This window comes from Herbaspirillum chlorophenolicum (genome assembly GCF_001189955.1).
Lineage (GTDB): Bacteria > Pseudomonadota > Gammaproteobacteria > Burkholderiales > Burkholderiaceae_D > Herbaspirillum > Herbaspirillum chlorophenolicum.
Map to the genome: position 1 here is coordinate 42,657 of NZ_LFLT01000014.1, position 17,362 is coordinate 60,018.

The 17,362-nt window shown below is 60.0% G+C and carries 18 protein-coding genes; 11 read left to right on the plus strand and 7 right to left on the minus strand.

All coding sequences use genetic code 11. From position 1 onward, the window contains the following. Positions 1–163: 163 nt before the first annotated feature. The 10 genes from AKL28_RS10940 to AKL28_RS10985 all read left to right on the plus strand — a co-directional run bounded on the left by AKL28_RS10940 (position 164) and on the right by AKL28_RS10985 (position 10,064). A complete protein-coding gene (locus AKL28_RS10940; protein ID WP_050468172.1) occupies positions 164–952 on the plus strand; it encodes an AzlC family ABC transporter permease in 789 nt (262 codons plus the stop codon). Beyond that, entirely contained in the window at positions 949–1,272 is a 324-nt protein-coding gene (locus AKL28_RS10945) for an AzlD domain-containing protein (protein ID WP_050468173.1), read from the plus strand. Before AKL28_RS10940 ends, AKL28_RS10945 begins: the two co-directional genes overlap by 4 nt. Before the next feature lie 159 nt (positions 1,273–1,431). Then, complete coding sequence (locus AKL28_RS10950) at positions 1,432–2,622, plus strand: phosphoglycerate kinase (RefSeq protein WP_050468174.1); 1,191 nt, start codon at positions 1,432–1,434, stop codon at positions 2,620–2,622. A 120-nt stretch (positions 2,623–2,742) separates the two neighbouring features. After that, entirely contained in the window at positions 2,743–4,176 is a 1,434-nt protein-coding gene (gene pyk / locus AKL28_RS10955; RefSeq protein WP_050468175.1) for a pyruvate kinase, read from the plus strand. Between the two features lie 26 nt (positions 4,177–4,202). Next, on the plus strand, positions 4,203–5,267 hold the full coding sequence (gene fba, locus AKL28_RS10960; RefSeq protein ID WP_050468176.1) for a class II fructose-bisphosphate aldolase: 1,065 nt from the start codon (positions 4,203–4,205) through the stop codon (positions 5,265–5,267). A gap of 73 nt (positions 5,268–5,340) precedes the next feature. Further along, positions 5,341–6,237 (plus strand): phosphoribosylaminoimidazolesuccinocarboxamide synthase, encoded by an 897-nt coding sequence (locus AKL28_RS10965; protein ID WP_050468177.1) that lies wholly within the window; start codon positions 5,341–5,343, stop codon positions 6,235–6,237. 3 nt (positions 6,238–6,240) lie between these two features. Next, the gene (gene purE / locus AKL28_RS10970; protein WP_050468178.1) at positions 6,241–6,738 is read left to right on the plus strand and encodes a 5-(carboxyamino)imidazole ribonucleotide mutase; all 498 of its coding nucleotides are present in this window, start codon (positions 6,241–6,243) and stop codon (positions 6,736–6,738) included. Continuing rightward, the gene (locus tag AKL28_RS10975; RefSeq protein WP_050468179.1) at positions 6,735–7,934 is read left to right on the plus strand and encodes a 5-(carboxyamino)imidazole ribonucleotide synthase; all 1,200 of its coding nucleotides are present in this window, start codon (positions 6,735–6,737) and stop codon (positions 7,932–7,934) included. Before purE ends, AKL28_RS10975 begins: the two co-directional genes overlap by 4 nt. Positions 7,935–7,951: 17 nt before the next feature. Next, positions 7,952–9,001, plus strand: coding sequence for an L-threonylcarbamoyladenylate synthase (locus AKL28_RS10980; protein ID WP_050468180.1), 1,050 nt, complete (start codon positions 7,952–7,954; stop codon positions 8,999–9,001). Between the two features lie 313 nt (positions 9,002–9,314). Beyond that, positions 9,315–10,064: an OmpW/AlkL family protein gene (locus AKL28_RS10985; RefSeq protein ID WP_050468181.1), complete on the plus strand. Its 750-nt coding sequence runs from the start codon at positions 9,315–9,317 to the stop codon at positions 10,062–10,064. A 90-nt stretch (positions 10,065–10,154) separates the two neighbouring features. Here AKL28_RS10985 and AKL28_RS10990 read toward each other — a convergent pair whose 3' ends face one another. Continuing rightward, positions 10,155–10,664: a flavin reductase family protein gene (locus AKL28_RS10990; RefSeq protein WP_050468182.1), complete on the minus strand. Its 510-nt coding sequence runs from the start codon at positions 10,662–10,664 to the stop codon at positions 10,155–10,157. Between the two features lie 211 nt (positions 10,665–10,875). Here AKL28_RS10990 and msrA point away from each other — a divergent pair, with 211 nt between their 5' ends. Beyond that, entirely contained in the window at positions 10,876–11,409 is a 534-nt protein-coding gene (gene msrA, locus AKL28_RS10995) for a peptide-methionine (S)-S-oxide reductase MsrA (RefSeq protein ID WP_050468183.1), read from the plus strand. A 135-nt stretch (positions 11,410–11,544) separates the two neighbouring features. On the opposite strand, the gene AKL28_RS11000 is transcribed toward msrA, so the two are convergent. The 6 genes from AKL28_RS11000 to purB form a co-directional block, all read right to left on the minus strand. After that, positions 11,545–12,750: an SAM-dependent methyltransferase gene (locus AKL28_RS11000; protein ID WP_050468184.1), complete on the minus strand. Its 1,206-nt coding sequence runs from the start codon at positions 12,748–12,750 to the stop codon at positions 11,545–11,547. A 50-nt stretch (positions 12,751–12,800) separates the two neighbouring features. Next, positions 12,801–13,436 carry a pyridoxamine 5'-phosphate oxidase gene (gene pdxH / locus AKL28_RS11005; RefSeq protein ID WP_050468185.1) on the minus strand — a complete coding sequence of 212 codons (636 nt, stop codon included), beginning with the start codon at positions 13,434–13,436 and terminating at the stop codon, positions 12,801–12,803. 197 nt (positions 13,437–13,633) lie between these two features. Next, positions 13,634–14,209, minus strand: coding sequence for a YceI family protein (locus AKL28_RS11010; protein WP_050468186.1), 576 nt, complete (start codon positions 14,207–14,209; stop codon positions 13,634–13,636). A gap of 124 nt (positions 14,210–14,333) precedes the next feature. Continuing rightward, complete coding sequence (locus tag AKL28_RS11015) at positions 14,334–14,912, minus strand: YceI family protein (RefSeq protein ID WP_050468187.1); 579 nt, start codon at positions 14,910–14,912, stop codon at positions 14,334–14,336. A gap of 102 nt (positions 14,913–15,014) precedes the next feature. Further along, positions 15,015–15,539, minus strand: a complete 525-nt coding sequence (locus tag AKL28_RS11020; RefSeq protein WP_050468188.1) for a cytochrome b — start codon at positions 15,537–15,539, stop codon at positions 15,015–15,017. A 328-nt stretch (positions 15,540–15,867) separates the two neighbouring features. Beyond that, positions 15,868–17,235: an adenylosuccinate lyase gene (gene purB / locus AKL28_RS11025; protein WP_050468189.1), complete on the minus strand. Its 1,368-nt coding sequence runs from the start codon at positions 17,233–17,235 to the stop codon at positions 15,868–15,870. Positions 17,236–17,362: the final 127 nt, after the last annotated feature.

Here is a 17,362-nt window from a genome sequence, read left to right on the forward strand (position 1 = left end):
GAATAATCGGAAAACGGAACGAAAGAGCTCCATTTTAGCGGATTCAAGCGAGCAAAAACTTTCATCTGTAGAATGACTGGCTTGGGTAAAAATGCTGTAAGGCAAGCCAGCGTCTGCAACAGACGCGGCTACCCATTTCATCAAGCGCAAAGCGGAAATAACAATGCAGAAGGAGACGGGCGCCACCGCGCCATCTGACAGCGCCACGCTGTTGGAGGCGCGCCGCGTCGAAAGAGAGGCGTTTCAGGAAGGCTGGCGGGCCAGTGCCTCGACCATACCGGCGGTGTTCGCCTGGGGGATCGTGTCGGGGATGGCCATGGTCAAGTCGGGAATGAGCATTTTCCAGTCGCTGGGCATGAGTCTCCTGGTGTATGCCGGTTCGGCGCAATTCGCGGTATTGCCGCTGCTGGCGGTAGGCACGCCGTTGCTGGTGGTGTTTTTCACGGCGATGATCGTCAACCTGCGCTTCGTCATCTTCTCTGCCGCCGTGGCTCCGCATTTCGAGCATTTGCCTTGGTACCGCCGGATCTGGTACGGCTTTTTCAATGGCGATATCTCGATGGCGTTTTTTCCGCAGCGCTTCCCTAACCACACCGTGGGCCAACCGGCCGGCAAGATCGGTTTCTTCGCAGCCATCTGTTATCCCGGCTGGGTGGCATGGCAGTTGGGGGCGACCATCGGCATCCTGCTGGCCAGCCAGATCCCGGAAAGCTGGAATATCGGTTTTGCCGGCACGCTGGCGCTGATTGCCATCATGATCCCGATGACCAACAACTTGCCCGCGCTGGTGGGCGTGGTGGTGTCGGGCACCGTGGCGGTGCTGGCGCTGCATTTTCCTTATCGCCTGGGTTTGCTGGCGGCGATGGTCATGGGCATGGCGGCGGCGCTGACGGTGGACAAGTTCCTGCCGGTGCGCGACAAAGACGATGAGGATGGCGAGGTGGCAACATGAGCGACTGGTATATCTGGGCGGCAATCGCGCTCATGACCTTGTCTACGCTGATTACACGCAGCGGTTTCTTTCTGTTCGGCCATGCCGTCAAGCTGCCGCCCCGGCTCAAGCATGCCTTGAGCTACGCACCGGCGGCGGCCATGGCGGCCATTGTCATCCCCGACCTGGTGGCTGCCGAAGGCATCGTCGACGTCAGCCTGGCCAATCCCAAGCTGCTGGCAGGCATCGGCGGCGCAGTTTTCTTCGTTGCGACGCGGCATCTCCTGGGAACTATTGTGGCCGGAATGGCACTCTTTACAGTATTGAGATTGATATTGTGAGTTGTTGTCAGTACGGCAACCTGAATTCTTCCGCACCGCCGCCGGCCCTGCAAGCGCGCAGGGCGAATTACCGCCCGGCCGGGCCCCAGAAACCATCTGGAAGCAGGCAGGCTGGAGTAAAATACGGCATTTTTCGCCCCCACCTTCGAATTTGGACCTATGAAATTCAACCGACTGAGCGACCTGATTTCTACCAACCAGTTGCAAGGAAAACGCGTCTTCATCCGCGCCGATCTCAACGTACCGCAGGATGATGCCGGCAATATCACCGAAGATACGCGCATCCGCGCTTCGATCCCGGCAATTCGCGATGCACAAAAGGCTGGCGCCGCGGTGATGGTGACTTCCCATCTGGGCCGTCCGGTGGAAGGTGAATTCAAGCCGGAAGATTCGCTGGCGCCGGTCGCCAAGCGTTTGTCCGAACTACTGGGTTTCGAGGTCAAGCTGGTCTCCAACTGGGTTGATGGCGTGGATGTCGCGCCGGGCCAGGTGGTCTTGCTGGAAAATTGCCGTTTGAACAAGGGCGAGAAGAAGAACAGCGACGAACTGGCGCAAAAGATCGCCAAGCTGTGCGACATCTATGTCAACGACGCATTCGGTACCGCGCACCGCGCCGAAGCCACCACGCATGGCGTGGCCAAGTTCGTGCCGGTGGCCTGTGCCGGCCCGCTGCTGGCGGCCGAGCTGGATGCGCTGGGCAAGGCGCTGAACCAGCCGGCACGCCCGCTGGTGGCGATCGTGGCCGGTTCCAAGGTGTCGACCAAGCTGACCATCCTCAAGACCTTGGCAGAGAAGGTGGACAACCTGATCGTCGGCGGCGGCATCGCCAATACCTTCATGCTGGCTGCCGGCCTGAAGATCGGCAAGTCGCTGGCCGAACCTGACCTGATCGATGATGCCAAGGCCATCATCGACATGATGGCCAAGCGCGGCGCTTCGGTGCCGATCCCGGTCGACGTGGTATGCGGCAAGGAGTTTTCGCCGACGGCAGTTGCGACCGTCAAGAATGCGCAAGACGTGGCCGACGATGACATGATTTTCGATATCGGCCCGAAAACCGCAGCGCTGTTGGCCGAGCAGCTTGGCAGTGCCGGTACCATCGTCTGGAACGGCCCGGTGGGCGTGTTCGAATTCGACCAGTTTGGCAAGGGCACCGAAGCGCTGGCGCGTGCGATCGCCGCCTCCAGGGGCTTCTCGATCGCCGGTGGCGGCGACACCCTGGCCGCGATTGCCAAGTACAACATCGCCGACAAGGTTGGCTACATCTCGACCGGCGGTGGCGCTTTCCTGGAATTCCTGGAAGGCAAGACGCTGCCGGCCGTCGAAATCCTGCAGCAGCGCGCGCAGTAATCACCAATCACAGGATGCGCCGGAGACGCGCATCCCGGGGCGGGAAGCCATCCGCCAAGTCCCGATACCTATGCCGGGATCTGGCGGGCTTCTTCACTAAGTCGAAACTAGAAAGTCCTCATGTCCAGAGCAACAAAAATCGTCGCAACCATCGGCCCAGCGTCCAGCGACCGTGAAACCCTGACTCGCATGATCCGTGCGGGCGTCGATGTCGTGCGCCTGAATTTTTCGCACGGCAAGCCGCAAGACCACATCGACCGCGCCACGCTGGTGCGCGAAGTGGCTGACGCATGCAACAAGAAGGTTGCCATCATGGCCGACCTGCAGGGCCCGAAGATTCGCGTCGGAAAGTTCGAGAACGGCCGTGTCATGCTGGCTAACGGCGACAAGTTCATTCTTGACGCCGATTGCCAACTGGGTAACCAGGAGCGCGTGGGGCTGGACTACAAGGCGCTGCCGCGCGACCTCAAGGGCGAGGATGTGCTGCTGCTGAATGACGGCCTGATCGTGCTGACAGTCGAGCGCGTGATGGGCAACGAGATCCACACCGTGGTCAAGATCGGCGGCGAACTGTCCAACAACAAGGGCATCAACCGCCAGGGCGGCGGCCTGTCCGCGCCGGCGCTGACGGCCAAGGACATGGACGACATCAAGACCGCGATGAGCTTCCAGGCCGATTACGTCGCCGTCTCCTTCCCCAAGAACGCCACCGACATGGAAATGGCGCGCCAGTTGGCCAACGTTGCCGCCGAGCCGTTCGGCCACAAGCCGATGATGATCGCCAAGATCGAACGCGCAGAAGCGATCCCGCTCCTGCAGGAAATCCTCGACGCTTCTGATGGCATCATGGTGGCGCGCGGCGACCTGGCCGTTGAAGTCGGCAATGCTGCCGTGCCCGGCCTGCAAAAGCGCATGATCAAGATGGCGCGTGCATGCAACAAGCTGACCATTACCGCGACCCAGATGATGGAGTCGATGATCGTCAACGCCGTACCCACGCGCGCGGAAGTGTCCGACGTCGCCAACGCCGTGCTGGACGGCACCGATGCGGTGATGACCTCGGCCGAGACCGCCTCCGGCAAGTATCCGGTGGAAACCGTGGAAGCCATGTCGGCCATCTGCCTGGAAGCCGAGCGCTCCGAAGATGTCCGCCTGGATGCCGATTTCCTCAACCTGCGCTTTACCCGCATCGACCAGTCGATTGCGTACGGCGCGTTGTTCACCGCGCACCATTTGCGCGTGAAGGCCATCGCCGCGCTGACCGAGTCGGGTTCGACCGCGCTGTGGATGAGCCGCCATAACATCGACATTCCCATTTTCGCCATCACGCCCAATGTGGCCACCCGCCAGAAGGCGGCGCTGTACCGCAATGTGCGTACCTTCGAACTGGCCCAATCGACCGACACCGAAGTGGTCTTGAAGGGCGTGCAGGACCTGCTGCTGGCGCAAGGCGTCGTGCAGAAGGGCGACCTGATCGTCGTGACCTGGGGCGAGCCCATCGGCCAAGTCGGCGGCACCAACGCCCTGAAGATCCTGCGGGTCGGCGAGTACTGATTTTTTATCGTTCTGGAGTTTTTATCATGCCTCTCGTATCCATGCGTCAATTGCTGGACCACGCCGCCGAAAACGGTTACGGCCTGCCAGCGTTCAACGTCAACAACCTGGAGCAGGTTACCGCCATCATGCAGGCGGCCGATGAAGTCGGCGCGCCGGTCATCATGCAAGCCTCGGCCGGCGCCCGCAAGTATGCCGGTGAAGCTTTCCTGCGCCACCTGATCTCGGCGGCGGTCGAAGCCTATCCGCACATTCCGGTCGTCATGCACCAGGACCACGGCCAGTCGCCGGCGGTGTGCATGGCCGCGATCAAGTCGGGTTTTTCGTCGGTGATGATGGACGGCTCGCTGATGGAAGACGGCAAGTCGGTCGCCAGCTATGAATACAACGTCGAAGTCTCGCGCAAGGTGGTCGAGTTCTCGCACGCCATCGGCGTGACCGTGGAAGCCGAACTGGGTGTGCTCGGTTCGCTGGAAACCATGATGGGCGACAAGGAAGACGGCCACGGCGCCGACGGCAAGATGACCCGTGAGCAACTGCTGACCGACGTGGCCCAGGCTGCAGACTTCGTCAAGCAGACCCAGTGCGACGCGCTGGCGATCGCTATCGGTACTTCGCATGGCGCCTACAAGTTCTCGCGCAAGCCAACCGGCGACATCCTGGCAATCGACCGCATCAAGGAAATCCACGCCCGCATCCCCAACACCCACCTGGTGATGCACGGTTCTTCCTCGGTGCCGCAGGAACTGCTGGCCGAGATCCGCGAATTCGGCGGCGACATGAAGGAAACCTACGGCGTGCCGGTCGAAGAGATCCAGGAAGGCATCAAGCACGGCGTGCGCAAGATCAACATCGACACCGACATCCGCCTGGCGATGACCGGCGCGATCCGCCGCTATCTGTTCGAGAACCCTTCCAAGTTCGATCCGCGCGATTACCTGAAGCCGGCGCGCGAAGCGGCAAAGCTGGTCTGCAAGGCACGCTACCTATCGTTCGGCTGCGAAGGCCAGGCCGGCAAGATCAAGGCGCTGCCGCTGGAGAAGATTGCAGAGAAGTACAAGAAGGGCGAATTGGCGCAAATCGTTCAGTAATTCGACGCACGCGCACTAACCAACCGGGATCCGTTCACAGCGGTCCCGGTTTTTGACTTTACGGAATACCACCATGAGCAGTCTGTACAAATCCTCGATTACTTCCCTGCCTCTCCTGGGCACTGGCAAGGTCCGCGAAAACTACGCCGTCGGCGACGACAAGTTGCTGATCGTGACTACCGATCGCCTGTCGGCTTTCGACGTCGTCATGAACGAGCCGATCCCGGGCAAAGGCAAAGTACTGAACCAGATGAGCGACTTCTGGTTCGAGAAGCTGGGCCATATCGTGCCCAACCACTTGACCGGTGTCGATCCGGAATCGGTGGTGGCGCCCGGCGAAGTGGAGCAGGTGCGCGGACGCGCCGTGGTGGCCAAGCGCTTGAAGCCGATCCTGGTGGAGGCCGTGGTGCGGGGCTACATCATCGGTTCGGGCTGGAAGGATTACCAGGCGACCGGCGCGATCTGCGGCATCAAGCTGCCGGCCGGCCTGCAGCAGGCGTCCAAGCTGGAACAGCCGATCTTCACGCCGGCTGCCAAGGCCGATCTCGGCGAGCATGACGAGAACATCAGCTTTGAAGAAACCGAAAAGCGCATCGGCACCGAGCTGGCCAACAAGATCCGCGATGTCGCGATCAAGCTGTACGTCGCTGCTGCCGACTATGCCGCCACCCGCGGCATCATCATTGCCGATACCAAGTTCGAGTTCGGCCTGGACGACAATGGCGTGCTGCACCTGATGGACGAAGTGCTGACTGCCGATTCCTCGCGCTTCTGGCCGGCTGACAGCTATCGGGTAGGTATCTCCCCGCCGTCGTTCGACAAGCAGTTCGTGCGCGACTACCTGGAAACCGTGGATGGCTGGCAGAAGACCCCGCCGGCGCCGGCGCTGCCGGCCGACGTGATCGAGAAGACCGGCGCCAAGTACCGCGAAGCGCTGGAGCGCCTGACCGGCAACACGCTGAAGGACTGAGCCATGAGCAATGCCATCAAGCCGCTGGTCGGCGTCATCATGGGGTCCTCCTCTGACTGGGATGTGATGCAGAATGCCGTGACCATCCTCAAGGACTTCGGTGTCCCGTTCGAGGCGCAGGTGATCTCCGCGCACCGCATGCCGGACCAGATGTTCGCCTACGCCGAGACCGCGCGCGAGCGTGGCTTGCGCGCTATCATCGCCGGTGCTGGTGGCGCTGCCCACCTGCCGGGCATGGTGGCCGCCAAGACCATCGTGCCGGTGCTGGGCGTGCCGGTGCCATCCAAGTACCTGCGCGGCGAGGATTCGCTGTTGTCCATTGTGCAGATGCCCAAGGGCATTCCGGTGGCGACCTATGCCATCGGCGAAGCCGGAGCGGCCAATGCGGCACTGTCGGCCATCGCCATCCTGGCGACCACCGACGATGCGCTGGCCGCCAAACTGGAAGCCTTCCGCAAGACCCAGACGCAAGTCGCCCTCGATATGAAATTGCCTGTATGACCACGCAGTCCCCGAAACAAGCCCGGCCCGCCGTTCCTTCGACCACGCCTGCCACCTGGCTGGGCGTGATGGGCGGCGGCCAGCTGGGCCGCATGTTCGCCCACGCCGCACAAAGCATGGGCTTCAAGGTCGCCGTGCTGGAGGCCGATGCCGATTGTCCGGCCGGCCAGGTGGCCGACCACCTGCTGGCCGCGCCCTATGACGACGCCCGTGCCCTGGCTGAGCTGGGTGGCCTGTGCGCTGCCGTCACCACTGAATTTGAAAACGTCTCGGCGCAAAGCCTGGCGACCTTGGCTGGCCAGACCTTCGTGGCGCCTGCCGCGAGCGGCGTATCGATTGCCCAGGACCGTACCGCCGAGAAGGCCTTCTTTACCGAATGCGGCAACCGTTCCGGCGTGTTGCCGGCGCCGCATTTCGTCATCAGTTCGGAAGCCGACATTGCCGCCATCGGCGGCGACCTGCTGCCCGGCATCCTGAAGACCGCCCGCATGGGATATGACGGCAAGGGCCAGGTGCGCGTACGCACGCTGGACGAAGTGCGTGCCGCTTTCGCCGACATGAAGGGCGTGACCTGCGTGCTGGAAAAGATGCTGCCGCTGGCCTATGAGGTCTCGGTGCTGGTGGCGCGCGGGGATGACGGCCAGGCCGTGGTCTATCCGATCGCCGAGAACGTGCATCGCGACGGCATCCTGTTCACCACTACCGTCCCCGGTCCCAACATCAAGCAAGACGCTGCCGTGCGCGCCCAGCAGGCGGCCTTGCAGATCATCGAAGGCATGCATTACGTAGGTGTGCTGTGCATCGAATTCTTCGTGCTGCAGGACGGCTCGCTGGTGGTCAATGAAATGGCGCCGCGTCCGCATAACAGCGGCCACTACACCATCGACGCCTGCGTCACCAGCCAGTTCGAACAGCAGGCGCGCGCCATGGCCCGCTTGCCGCTGGGCGACACGCGCCAGCATTCGCCGGCGGTGATGTTGAATATTCTGGGTGACGTCTGGTACGAAGGCGAGAGCGTGCGTGAACCGGCATGGGATCAAGTGCTGGTGCTGCCCGGTGCGCATCTGCATTTGTACGGCAAAGCCGAGGCGCGCCGCGGCCGCAAGATGGGTCACGTGACCTTCACCGGCGCCACTATTGAAGATGCGCAGAAGCAGCTTGCCGCCGCTTGCGCCATCCTCGGCATCGCGTTTTGAGCCGGCAGGAATCGGGCATGAGCGACGACAAGCACAATCCTCAGCAGTTGCAGATCGATGCGGCAGCAGTAATGCTGGCCGCGCGCAAACTGGAGCAGGGCAAGCTGGTGGCTTTCCCGACCGAGACGGTCTACGGTCTCGGCGGCGATGCTGAGAATCCTGCCGCCATCGCCGCGATCTATGCCGCCAAGGGGCGTCCGGCCAACCATCCGGTGATCGTGCACGTTGCGCCCGAGGCCGATATCGGCTACTGGGCAGCATCGGTGCCGGTAGAGGCGCGCCGTTTGATCGCTTCTTTCTGGCCGGGCCCGTTGACCTTGATCTTGAAGCGTGCGCCGCATATTCCCGACGCCGTTGCCGGCGGTCAGGATTCGGTGGGTTTGCGTTGTCCATCGCACCCTGTGGCGCAGGCCTTGCTGCGCGAATTCCGCGGCGGCAAGGGCGGCATCGCGGGCCCTTCAGCCAACAAATTCGGACACGTCAGCCCCACCACCGCCGAGCATGTACGCGAAGAGTTTGGCGGCGATGAAAACAGCCTGGTCGATTACGTGCTCGACGGCGGCCAGAGTGAGGTCGGCATCGAGTCGACCATTGTCGACCTTAGCCGTATCGATACCCACGGTCCGGTGCTGCTGCGTCCGGGCCAAATCAGTGCTGAGCAAATTGCCGCGGTGCTGGGCACCGCGCCTGCTGCGCCGGACGCCGCTGCGCCACGTGCTTCGGGTACGCTGGATGCGCACTATGCGCCGCATACGCCGGTAGTGCAGGTCAATCCGGAAGAGGTACCGCAGGTGCTCGCCAAGCTCCATGCGCAAAACAAGACAGTGGCGTTGATCCACCGCACGCTGCAACCGTCCCAAGTGTTTGCCGCGCGGCGTATGCCGCAAGACGCAGACGCCTATGCGCATGACATCTATGCCGCCTTGCGCGACATGGACCACGCCGGCGCCGACATCATCGTCGTCGAGGCCCTTCCCGTGACGGGACAATGGCAAGGTGTCAACGACCGCTTGCGTCGCGCCGCCTTTGATTCCATCGGCATCCTGTCGCGTCTGACCGGCGCCTGAGCGCGCCGTCTTTTCTTCCCCTGAAGCTCTGCCGTCCATACTGGTACTGACCTTCCGGTCAGTTGCTGGTTGTCAAAACAAGACACCGGCCGACATCGTCTATACAAATTGTCACAAAGCTGGCATAGTATCTTCAAAGAATAGCACGCGCGTTCTTTTTGTTTGGCAGATGTAAATATCGGGGGAGGTATCAGTCGCCCTGAGTGATGCAAAAAAATCAAAAGCGGTAAATTAACCGTTGAGAAACCACCTACCGACACCAGCCGGCGGGAATAAAAAATCTGGGCACAGCCCTCAATTCTTGGAGACAGAAATGCAGAAACAATTTTCCCTTTTGCCCAAAATCGCCGCGTTGTCCGTGATGGCCGCATGCGCTGCACCTGCCATGGCGCAGACCGCCGGCAGTAATATTGTGAACTTGGGGTGGTTCCACCTGATGCCGCAGGATTCGAGCGAAACTCTGCGTAAGAATGACGGCCCGGGAGCTGGCCCGATTCCAGGTTCGGGAGCGACGATTACCAACGCTGATACCCTCGGCTTTGCTTTCACCCACTTTTTTACCGATAACTTCGCATTGACGACTGACCTCGGTATTCCTCCGACCTTCAAGCTGAATGGCACAGGCACTCTGGCAGGCGTTGGTGAGATTGGCAAGGCCAAGCAGTGGAGTCCGGCGGTCGTGGCCAAGTGGTATTTCGGCGATGGCAACAGCAAATTCCGCCCGTTCGTCGGCGCTGGTGTGAGTTATGTCTGGTATGACAGCATCGAACTGAGCAACGGCTTCCAGCAAACCATCTCCAGCAAGTACAGCGGCGGCGCAGTTGCTACGGCCAAGTCCAGCGCCAAATTGAGTTCGTCGTGGGCGCCTGTGTTCAACATCGGTGCGACCTATAACTTCGACAAGAACTGGTCCGTGGCTCTCTCGGTTTCTTACCTGCCTCTCAAGACCAATGCCGACATTACTACTGAACTGCCGGCGGCCGCAGGCGGTACCACGCACTCCAGCACGAGCCTGACGATCAATCCTATCGTGAGCTTCCTGTCTGTCGGCTACAAGTTCTGATCCAGCCAGAGCCGAATAAAAAAGCGCCCTTGGGCGCTTTTTTTATGTCATGTTTGCGCCATCGAGGCCGAGGCAGCATGCTGAGTAGGGTTAGATTTCCCCGGTTCTGATGAAGCTCCCATTGTGGAAAACCAGGGCTGCCTGCGGATTGACCTCGCAGTGTTCTACCTCCCCTACGAAGATCACATGGTCGCCTTCAGGATACTGGCTGCGGTTATGGCATTCGAACCAGGCAGACACGCCATCTAGTACAGGTTGGCCGGTGCGTGAGAGTGAATAAGGGATCCCTTCGAAGCGGTTTTCCTTCTTGCTGGCGAACTGCTGCGCCACGTGTGCCTGGTCGGCGCCCAGGATATTGATGACATAGTGCGAATTACCTGAAAACACAGGCAGGCTATTAGCCTGGGTTCCCAGGCTCCACAGTACCAGCGGGGGAGCCAGCGAAACCGAATTGAACGAACTGGCCGTCAGGCCGAGCAGGGTGCCGTCGGCCAGGCGCGTAGTGATGACGGTGACGCCGGTGGCGAATTGGGACAGCGCCTGACGGAAATGGGCAGCGTCGAATTCGCGAGACTCAGCGCGCGGAAAGCGTGTGTGCATCGAAAGTATGGAGTTTGATTCGAAATGGCTGCGCATGGTAAGTGAGCAAGCCGGATATGCGCATGATAACGGATCGCGGCAAGTCCTGCCGCGGGCAGGCGTGAATATAGGGTCATTGTCATATTGGTTTGTATCAACAAAGCGCACGTCGCTACCGTTTTGCGTTAGAGTTTTAACTAACGCAATGGCAATTGAGGATTGGGAGGTCGATATGGCTAGTGAAATCGCAGTACTGGGCGGCGGTTGTTTTTGGTGCCTGGAGGCGGTCTATCAGCAGGTCAAGGGCATCGAAGCAGTGGAGTCCGGCTATACGGGAGGCGCGGGCGTCAATCCCAGTTATGAGCAGGTTTGCGGTGGCCAGACCGGCCACGCGGAAGTGGTGAAACTGCGTTTCGATCCGCAAAGCATCAGCTACCGGGAAATCCTGGAGATATTCTTTACCATTCATGACCCGACCACATTGAATCGCCAGGGCAACGACGTCGGTACCCAATACCGGTCGGTCATCTACTACCAGAACGAAATCCAGCACGACACTGCCAAGCACATCATTGCCGAGATGGCACTGGTGTGGGATGCACCTATCGTCACGGAGCTGAGTCCATCGCAGCCTTACTATAAGGCTGAGGATTACCACCAGAACTATTTCCAGCAGCATCCCTTCCAGGGATATTGCGCCTTTGTCGTGGCGCCCAAGTTGGAGAAGTTGCGCGAGGTATTCGCAGACAAGAGCAAGCCGGAATAAGGGAAGCAGCTCCCGGAGATTTTCGTGCGATGTAAAAAGCGGGCGCCGGCGTAAGCCGTACGCCCGTTTTTATTTGATGCGGATCCTTCTTTCTCTATCAGCAATAGGGCAGGAAACGGAGGTAGCGCATCCGTCTCATTGGCCGTAGATATAGTTGCGCGACCATGGCAAGCCCTGCGCGCTGGTGTTGGTCTTGGTGCAGACAACCTGGTACAGCGAGATCCAGTCGCGTTCGAAACCGTAAGCACTGCCTGCCAGGTAGACGCGCCAGATACGATAGTGCTTCTCGTCGGTGACTTTGCGGATGGCTTCGGTGTTGGCTTCGAAATTATCGGCCCACATGCTGCAGGTTTTGGCGTAGTGACGGCGCAGGTTTTCCACGTCGAATGCTTCAAGCCCGCCCTCCTGCATGGTCTTCAAGACCACGCTGATGTGGGGCAGCTCACCGGCCGGGAACACGTACTTGTCGATGAATTCGCCCGCGCCGTAAGGCGATTCTCCGTTGTCGATGTCGGTGGTGGTGATACCGTGGTTCATCACCATGCCGCCGTCGGCCAGCAGATTGTTGATCTGTTTGAAATAGAGTGGCAGGTTCTTGATGCCGACGTGTTCGAACATACCCACACTGGTAATACGGTCGAAGGTGCCGGTGACATCGCGGTAGTCCTGCAGGCGGATTTCAACCTGGCCGGCGAGGCCGGCGCGCTCCACGCGCTCCTTGGCCAGCGCGTATTGGTTTTGCGACAGGGTGATGCCCACGCATTTGGCGCCGAATTTCTGCGCTGCCCGGATCACCAGCGCGCCCCAGCCGCAGCCGATGTCGAGCAGGGTCTGGCCGGGTTTGAGCTGGATCTTGTTAAGGATGTGGTCGATTTTCTTGATCTGGGCGGTAGCGAGATCCTCGTCGCCGTTTTCGAAGTAGGCGCAGGAGTACACCATGTGCTCGTCGAGGAACAGCTTGTAGAAGTCGTTGGAGACGTCGTAGTGGTACTGGATCGCCTCGGCGTCCTTCTTCTTGGTGTGGGTCACGCTGCGTACCATGCGTCCCAGCTTGCCCTCGGCCTTGAGCGTGTTGGACGCCAGCGCGTTGGCGACGCTGATGATGTTCTTGACCGCGCCTTCGACTTCGATCTTGCCCTCGACATAGGCTTCGCCAAGGTTGGCGAGAGAGGGATTGAGCAGCGAGGTGATGGCTGATGCCTGGGGTACTTTCAGCGTGACTTCAGGGGCTTCCTGGCTGAAGTCGTATTGCTGGCCGTTCCACAGCACCAGCCGGAGCGGCAGTGCCGATGCGTTGCGAACATTTTCTACCCAGGCGTTAAGCTTCTTTTCCCAAAACACGATTTTCCTCCGCGTAGTGACGTGAATGCTTAACAGCCCTGTTCAAGGAATCAGGGCTGCAGGCGCTGCCGCTGCCATTCCCCGCTGTCTGTGCGGATGTAGAGCACGCGATCATGCATGCGCGATGGCCGGCCTTGCCAGAATTCAATGCGATCAGGGATGACCCGGTAACCGCCCCAATGGGCAGGACGAACCGGATGGTCGCCGTGTTGCTGCTTCGTCGTTTCGTATTGCTGTTCCAGCGTGCTGCGATCCGCGACTACCTGGCTTTGCCGGGAGGCGATCGCTCCCAACTGGCTGGCCAGCGGACGGCTGGAAAAGTACGCGTCGCTTTCTTCCTTGGTGACGCGTTCTATCTTTCCTTCGATGCGAACCTGGCGCTCAAGTTCGACCCAATGAAACAACAAGGCTACGTACGGGCTGGCTTCGGCTTCCTTTCCCTTGCGGCTGTCGTAGTTGGTAAACCAGGTAAAGCCATGTTGATCAAATTGTTTGATCAATACGATGCGCGAAGACGGTCTTCCATCGGGCCCGACGGTGGCAACGCTCATTGCGTTGGGTTCGGGGATCTGTGCTTTGGTCGCTTCATCGAACCAGATTGCAAATTGATCAACTGGATCGGCGGCGACTTCGAGTTCGGACAAACTGGCGCGGCTGTAATCTTTACGGAGGTCTGCTATCGACATGCTACTTGATCCTTTTGGAACAGCGCTAGATTAGCGCGTTTTAAAAAGTTCTGCAGAGCTGCAAAACGGCGAATGCGAGTCCATTGTGCGGCATCCTGACCATTGGCTCAATGATCCACTGCAAGAATTCTCGATGTCTATGGGCATAAAAAAAGCCGACGCACAGGGCATCGGCTTTCGTATTGCTGCGAGGCTGATCAGTTGCTCTTGATCGCTTCGACCTGGATGGCCAGCTTGGTTTCCATGGAGAAGCCGTATTTCGCGCCGTAGTCGATGCCAAAGTCGGCACGGTTGAAGCTGGCCGAGGCGTCGCCGCCGCAGACTTCGCGCTTGAGCATCGGGTGCTGGATGCAGTTGAATTTGTTGATGGCCAGAGTCAACGGCTTGGTCACGCCATGCAGCGTCAGCGTTCCCTCGACGGATACCGGCTTGTCGCCGTCGAACTTGATGGCGGTGCCTTTGTAGATGGCAGTCGGGTACTTGGTCACGTCGAACATGTCGGCGCCCTTGGCGTGCTCGTTCAATTTGGCATGGCCGAAGTCGATCGAAGACGTGTCGACGGTGATTTCCATGGTGCCGGTCTTGGCGGCACGGTCAAGATTCACGGTGCCGCTGGTCTTGGTGAATTTGCCGCGAAAGATCGACACGCCCATGTGGTCGGCTTCGAAGCTTGGATAGGTGTGGCTCGGGTCGATGGTATAGGTGTCGGCGGCGAAGGCGGAGCCGACGGTGCCGGCGGCGATCAGGGCGAGGAGGGCGTGATTCAGTTTCATGTATCGGTTCCTTGTAGATAAAGTTGGCGCTTCAAACGCAGTGCTCGGGCTGTTGCGTGGGTGGCGCGGTTTTGCTGATGTGTCCCGTTGGCGGCGTACGGTAGTGTGCCGCCAGCGAGGTGGTTTATGGCGTGGTGACGATATGGAACTTGATGCTCACTTCGTCGGCCACCATGCCGGTGTCTTTCCATTCGCCTTCGCCGATGTTGTAGGTCAGGCGTTTGATCGGCAGCGTGCCGTCGAAGACTTGGGTGTTGCCTTCCTTCTTTACCGCCAGCGGGAAGCTGACATCGGTGCTTTTGCCCTTGATGGTCAGCTTGCCGGCGACATCGAATTTGGTGCCGGCCGGTGCGCCGGCGCTGGGCTTGATCGAGCTTGCGACGAAGGTGGCCTTGGGGAATTGGGCTGCATTGAACCATTCCTTCTTCTGCACTTCCTGGTTGTATTCGGCTTCACCCAGATCGAAGCTGGCGACGTCGATGTCGACGCTGGCTTTGCCATTGGCAGGCTTGGCTGGGTCGAAATCGATGGCGGCGGTGAATTTCTTGAACTTGGCGTCCACCGGCACATTCAGCTGCTTGAAGGTGGCGCCGACCGTGCTTTTGGCGGTATCGATCTTGAGCGGTGCGGCCTGGGCGGAAGTGGCCAGTGCAATCGCTCCGATAGCGATCAGGGTGGTGGGGAGGAAGCTTCGCAGTGTCATATGAGGTTCCGGTAAAAATAAATAATAAGCCGGGGATAAGCCGGCGGATGAACATGTGCCGCGGCGGCTGGCGTGCGGCGGATTCCAATACTTGCGAGTCGCTTACGGCAGCATGCGCCTGAAGAGATTGTCGCGGTCGATGAACTGGTGCTTCAGCGCTGCCAGCACATGCAGGCAGAAGGCAGCCAGCATGGCCATGTTCAGCACATAGTGGACATCCTTGAGCAGCGGCTTGAGTTCCGGGCTGGGCGCCATCAGCACCGGCAACGGCACGATGCCCAGATAGACTACCGGCACGCCGGCCGACAGGCTGTAGAAATAACCGGAGAGCGGGACGGCAAACATGAGTACGTACAGGCTCGCATGCATCCAATGCGCCAAGGTCTGCTGCCATTGCGACATATGTGCAGGGTAAGCAGGCGCCTTATTGGTGAGGCGCCACAGCAACCGCAGGCAGGCCAGGGCCAGCACGGTCACGCCTATCCATTTGTGCCAGGAAAAGTACTTGAGCTTGGTCGGGGTCAGCCCAGGGATATTGACCATGGTCAATCCCAGGCCAAAGGCGGAAACGATCAACAGGGCGATCAGCCAGTGCAGCAGCACGGCGGGTTTGGTGTAGCGGTCCATAGCGTGTGAATTTTGTTGTTGCAGTTGGAACGGTGTGGCCTGAAATGGTTTCGTCACAGCAGGGATCCAGGCTGGGAATTGCGCGATGGAGGCGACGCGGCAAACTCCTGGGTGCATTGCATCATGCCACTCTTTTGCCGATCGTGAGTATAAAGAGGTTCGCGACTTCACATTACTGGCAGAAATGGAATTTCACCCGTCCGATTTTGCGAGTAATTCTTTGGTGAGAGCGCCGGAAAGAAGGTGAGGGAAACAAAAATGGCATGCAGGACGCACGCCATCAGGAGAGGTGGATTGCCTGCCTGGCGGCAGGCAATCCGGGTGAGGCTCAGATCTGCTTGGCCAATGCCACGGCGGTGCCGATGTAGTTGGCCGGGGTCATGGCCAGCAAGTGGTCGCGTGCTTCCTGCGGGATCGCCAGGCCATTGATGAAGTCGCGCAGCGCTTCCTTGGAAATACCCTTGCCGCGGGTCAGCTCCTTGAGCTGTTCGTACGGATTCTCGATGCCGTAGCGGCGCATGACGGTCTGCACCGGCTCGGCCAGCACTTCCCAGGTGGCGTCCAGGTCTTCGGCCAGGCGCGTCGGGTTGATTTCCAGCTTGTTCAGGCCGCGCAGGCAGCTGTCATAGGCCAGGAGTGAGTAACCGAAGCCGACGCCAATATTGCGCAGCACGGTGGAGTCGGTCAGGTCGCGTTGCCAGCGGGAGACCGGCAGTTTTTCGGACAGGTGCTTCAGCACGGCATTGGCCATGCCCAGGTTGCCTTCGGAGTTCTCGAAATCGATCGGGTTGACCTTGTGCGGCATGGTCGAAGAGCCGATTTCGCCGGCCTTGGTGCGCTGCTTGAAGTAGCCCAGGGAGATGTAGCCCCAGATGTCGCGGTTCAGGTCCAGCAGGATGGTGTTAGTGCGCGCAAAGGCATCGAACAGCTCGGCCATATAGTCGTGCGGTTCGATCTGGATGGTGTACGGGTTGAAGGTCAGGCCCAGGCGCTGCTCGATCACGCTCTTCGAGAATGCGGCCCAGTCGGTTTCCGGATAGGCGGACAGGTGGGCGTTGTAGTTGCCCACGGCGCCATTCATCTTGCCCAGGATGTCGACGGCGGCGATGCGCTTGACGGCGCGTTGCAGGCGCGCCACCACGTTGGCGATTTCCTTGCCCAGGGTGGTCGGGCTGGCCGGCTGGCCGTGGGTGCGCGAGAGCATCGGCACGGCGGCATGTTCATGCGCCAGCTCGGTCAGTTTGGCGATCACATTGTGCAGGACCGGCAGCATCACGCCGTCGCGCGCAGCCTTGAGCATCATGCCGTGCGAGGTGTTGTTGATGTCTTCCGAGGTGCAGGCGAAATGGATGAATTCCGACGCCGCAACCAGCTCCGGCACGTCCTTCACTTTTTCCTTGAGCCAGTATTCCACGGCCTTGACGTCGTGGTTGGTGACGGCTTCGATTTCCTTGATGCGGGCCGCATCGGCTTCGGTGAAGTCGGCTGCCAGCTTGTCCAGCAAGCTGCTGGCCGCGGCCGGGAACGGCTTGATTTCGGCAAAGCCGGCTTCCGACAAGGCTTGCAGCCAGGCAATCTCGACCTTCACGCGATGGTGCATGAAGCCAGCCTCGGACAGGATGGGACGCAGTTTGTCGGTTTTGGAAGCATAGCGGCCGTCCAATGGGGACAGGGCCGAGAGAGCGGAGAGAGACATGATGGAAAGCGGGTGAGGTGCGTTGACTGAAGATTGGCGGAGATTTGACGTTAATTGACATCAACCCCGGAATCGCCTGAAGGCGGGATTTTACCATTTGCCGGCTATCCAGCCCCAGTTTTGCCGG

Coding starts and splice junctions, on each gene's coding strand:
- AKL28_RS10940 (WP_050468172.1), top strand. CDS start 164: ATGCAGAAGGAGACGGGCGCCACCGCGCCATCTGACAGCGCCACGCTG.
- AKL28_RS10945 (WP_050468173.1), top strand. CDS start 949: ATGAGCGACTGGTATATCTGGGCGGCAATCGCGCTCATGACCTTGTCT.
- AKL28_RS10950 (WP_050468174.1), top strand. CDS start 1,432: ATGAAATTCAACCGACTGAGCGACCTGATTTCTACCAACCAGTTGCAA.
- pyk (WP_050468175.1), top strand. CDS start 2,743: ATGTCCAGAGCAACAAAAATCGTCGCAACCATCGGCCCAGCGTCCAGC.
- fba (WP_050468176.1), top strand. CDS start 4,203: ATGCCTCTCGTATCCATGCGTCAATTGCTGGACCACGCCGCCGAAAAC.
- AKL28_RS10965 (WP_050468177.1), top strand. CDS start 5,341: ATGAGCAGTCTGTACAAATCCTCGATTACTTCCCTGCCTCTCCTGGGC.
- purE (WP_050468178.1), top strand. CDS start 6,241: ATGAGCAATGCCATCAAGCCGCTGGTCGGCGTCATCATGGGGTCCTCC.
- AKL28_RS10975 (WP_050468179.1), top strand. CDS start 6,735: ATGACCACGCAGTCCCCGAAACAAGCCCGGCCCGCCGTTCCTTCGACC.
- AKL28_RS10980 (WP_050468180.1), top strand. CDS start 7,952: ATGAGCGACGACAAGCACAATCCTCAGCAGTTGCAGATCGATGCGGCA.
- AKL28_RS10985 (WP_050468181.1), top strand. CDS start 9,315: ATGCAGAAACAATTTTCCCTTTTGCCCAAAATCGCCGCGTTGTCCGTG.
- AKL28_RS10990 (WP_050468182.1), bottom strand. CDS start 10,664: ATGCACACACGCTTTCCGCGCGCTGAGTCTCGCGAATTCGACGCTGCC.
- msrA (WP_050468183.1), top strand. CDS start 10,876: ATGGCTAGTGAAATCGCAGTACTGGGCGGCGGTTGTTTTTGGTGCCTG.
- pdxH (WP_050468185.1), bottom strand. CDS start 13,436: ATGTCGATAGCAGACCTCCGTAAAGATTACAGCCGCGCCAGTTTGTCC.
- AKL28_RS11010 (WP_050468186.1), bottom strand. CDS start 14,209: ATGAAACTGAATCACGCCCTCCTCGCCCTGATCGCCGCCGGCACCGTC.
- AKL28_RS11015 (WP_050468187.1), bottom strand. CDS start 14,912: ATGACACTGCGAAGCTTCCTCCCCACCACCCTGATCGCTATCGGAGCG.
- AKL28_RS11020 (WP_050468188.1), bottom strand. CDS start 15,539: ATGGACCGCTACACCAAACCCGCCGTGCTGCTGCACTGGCTGATCGCC.
- purB (WP_050468189.1), bottom strand. CDS start 17,235: ATGTCTCTCTCCGCTCTCTCGGCCCTGTCCCCATTGGACGGCCGCTAT.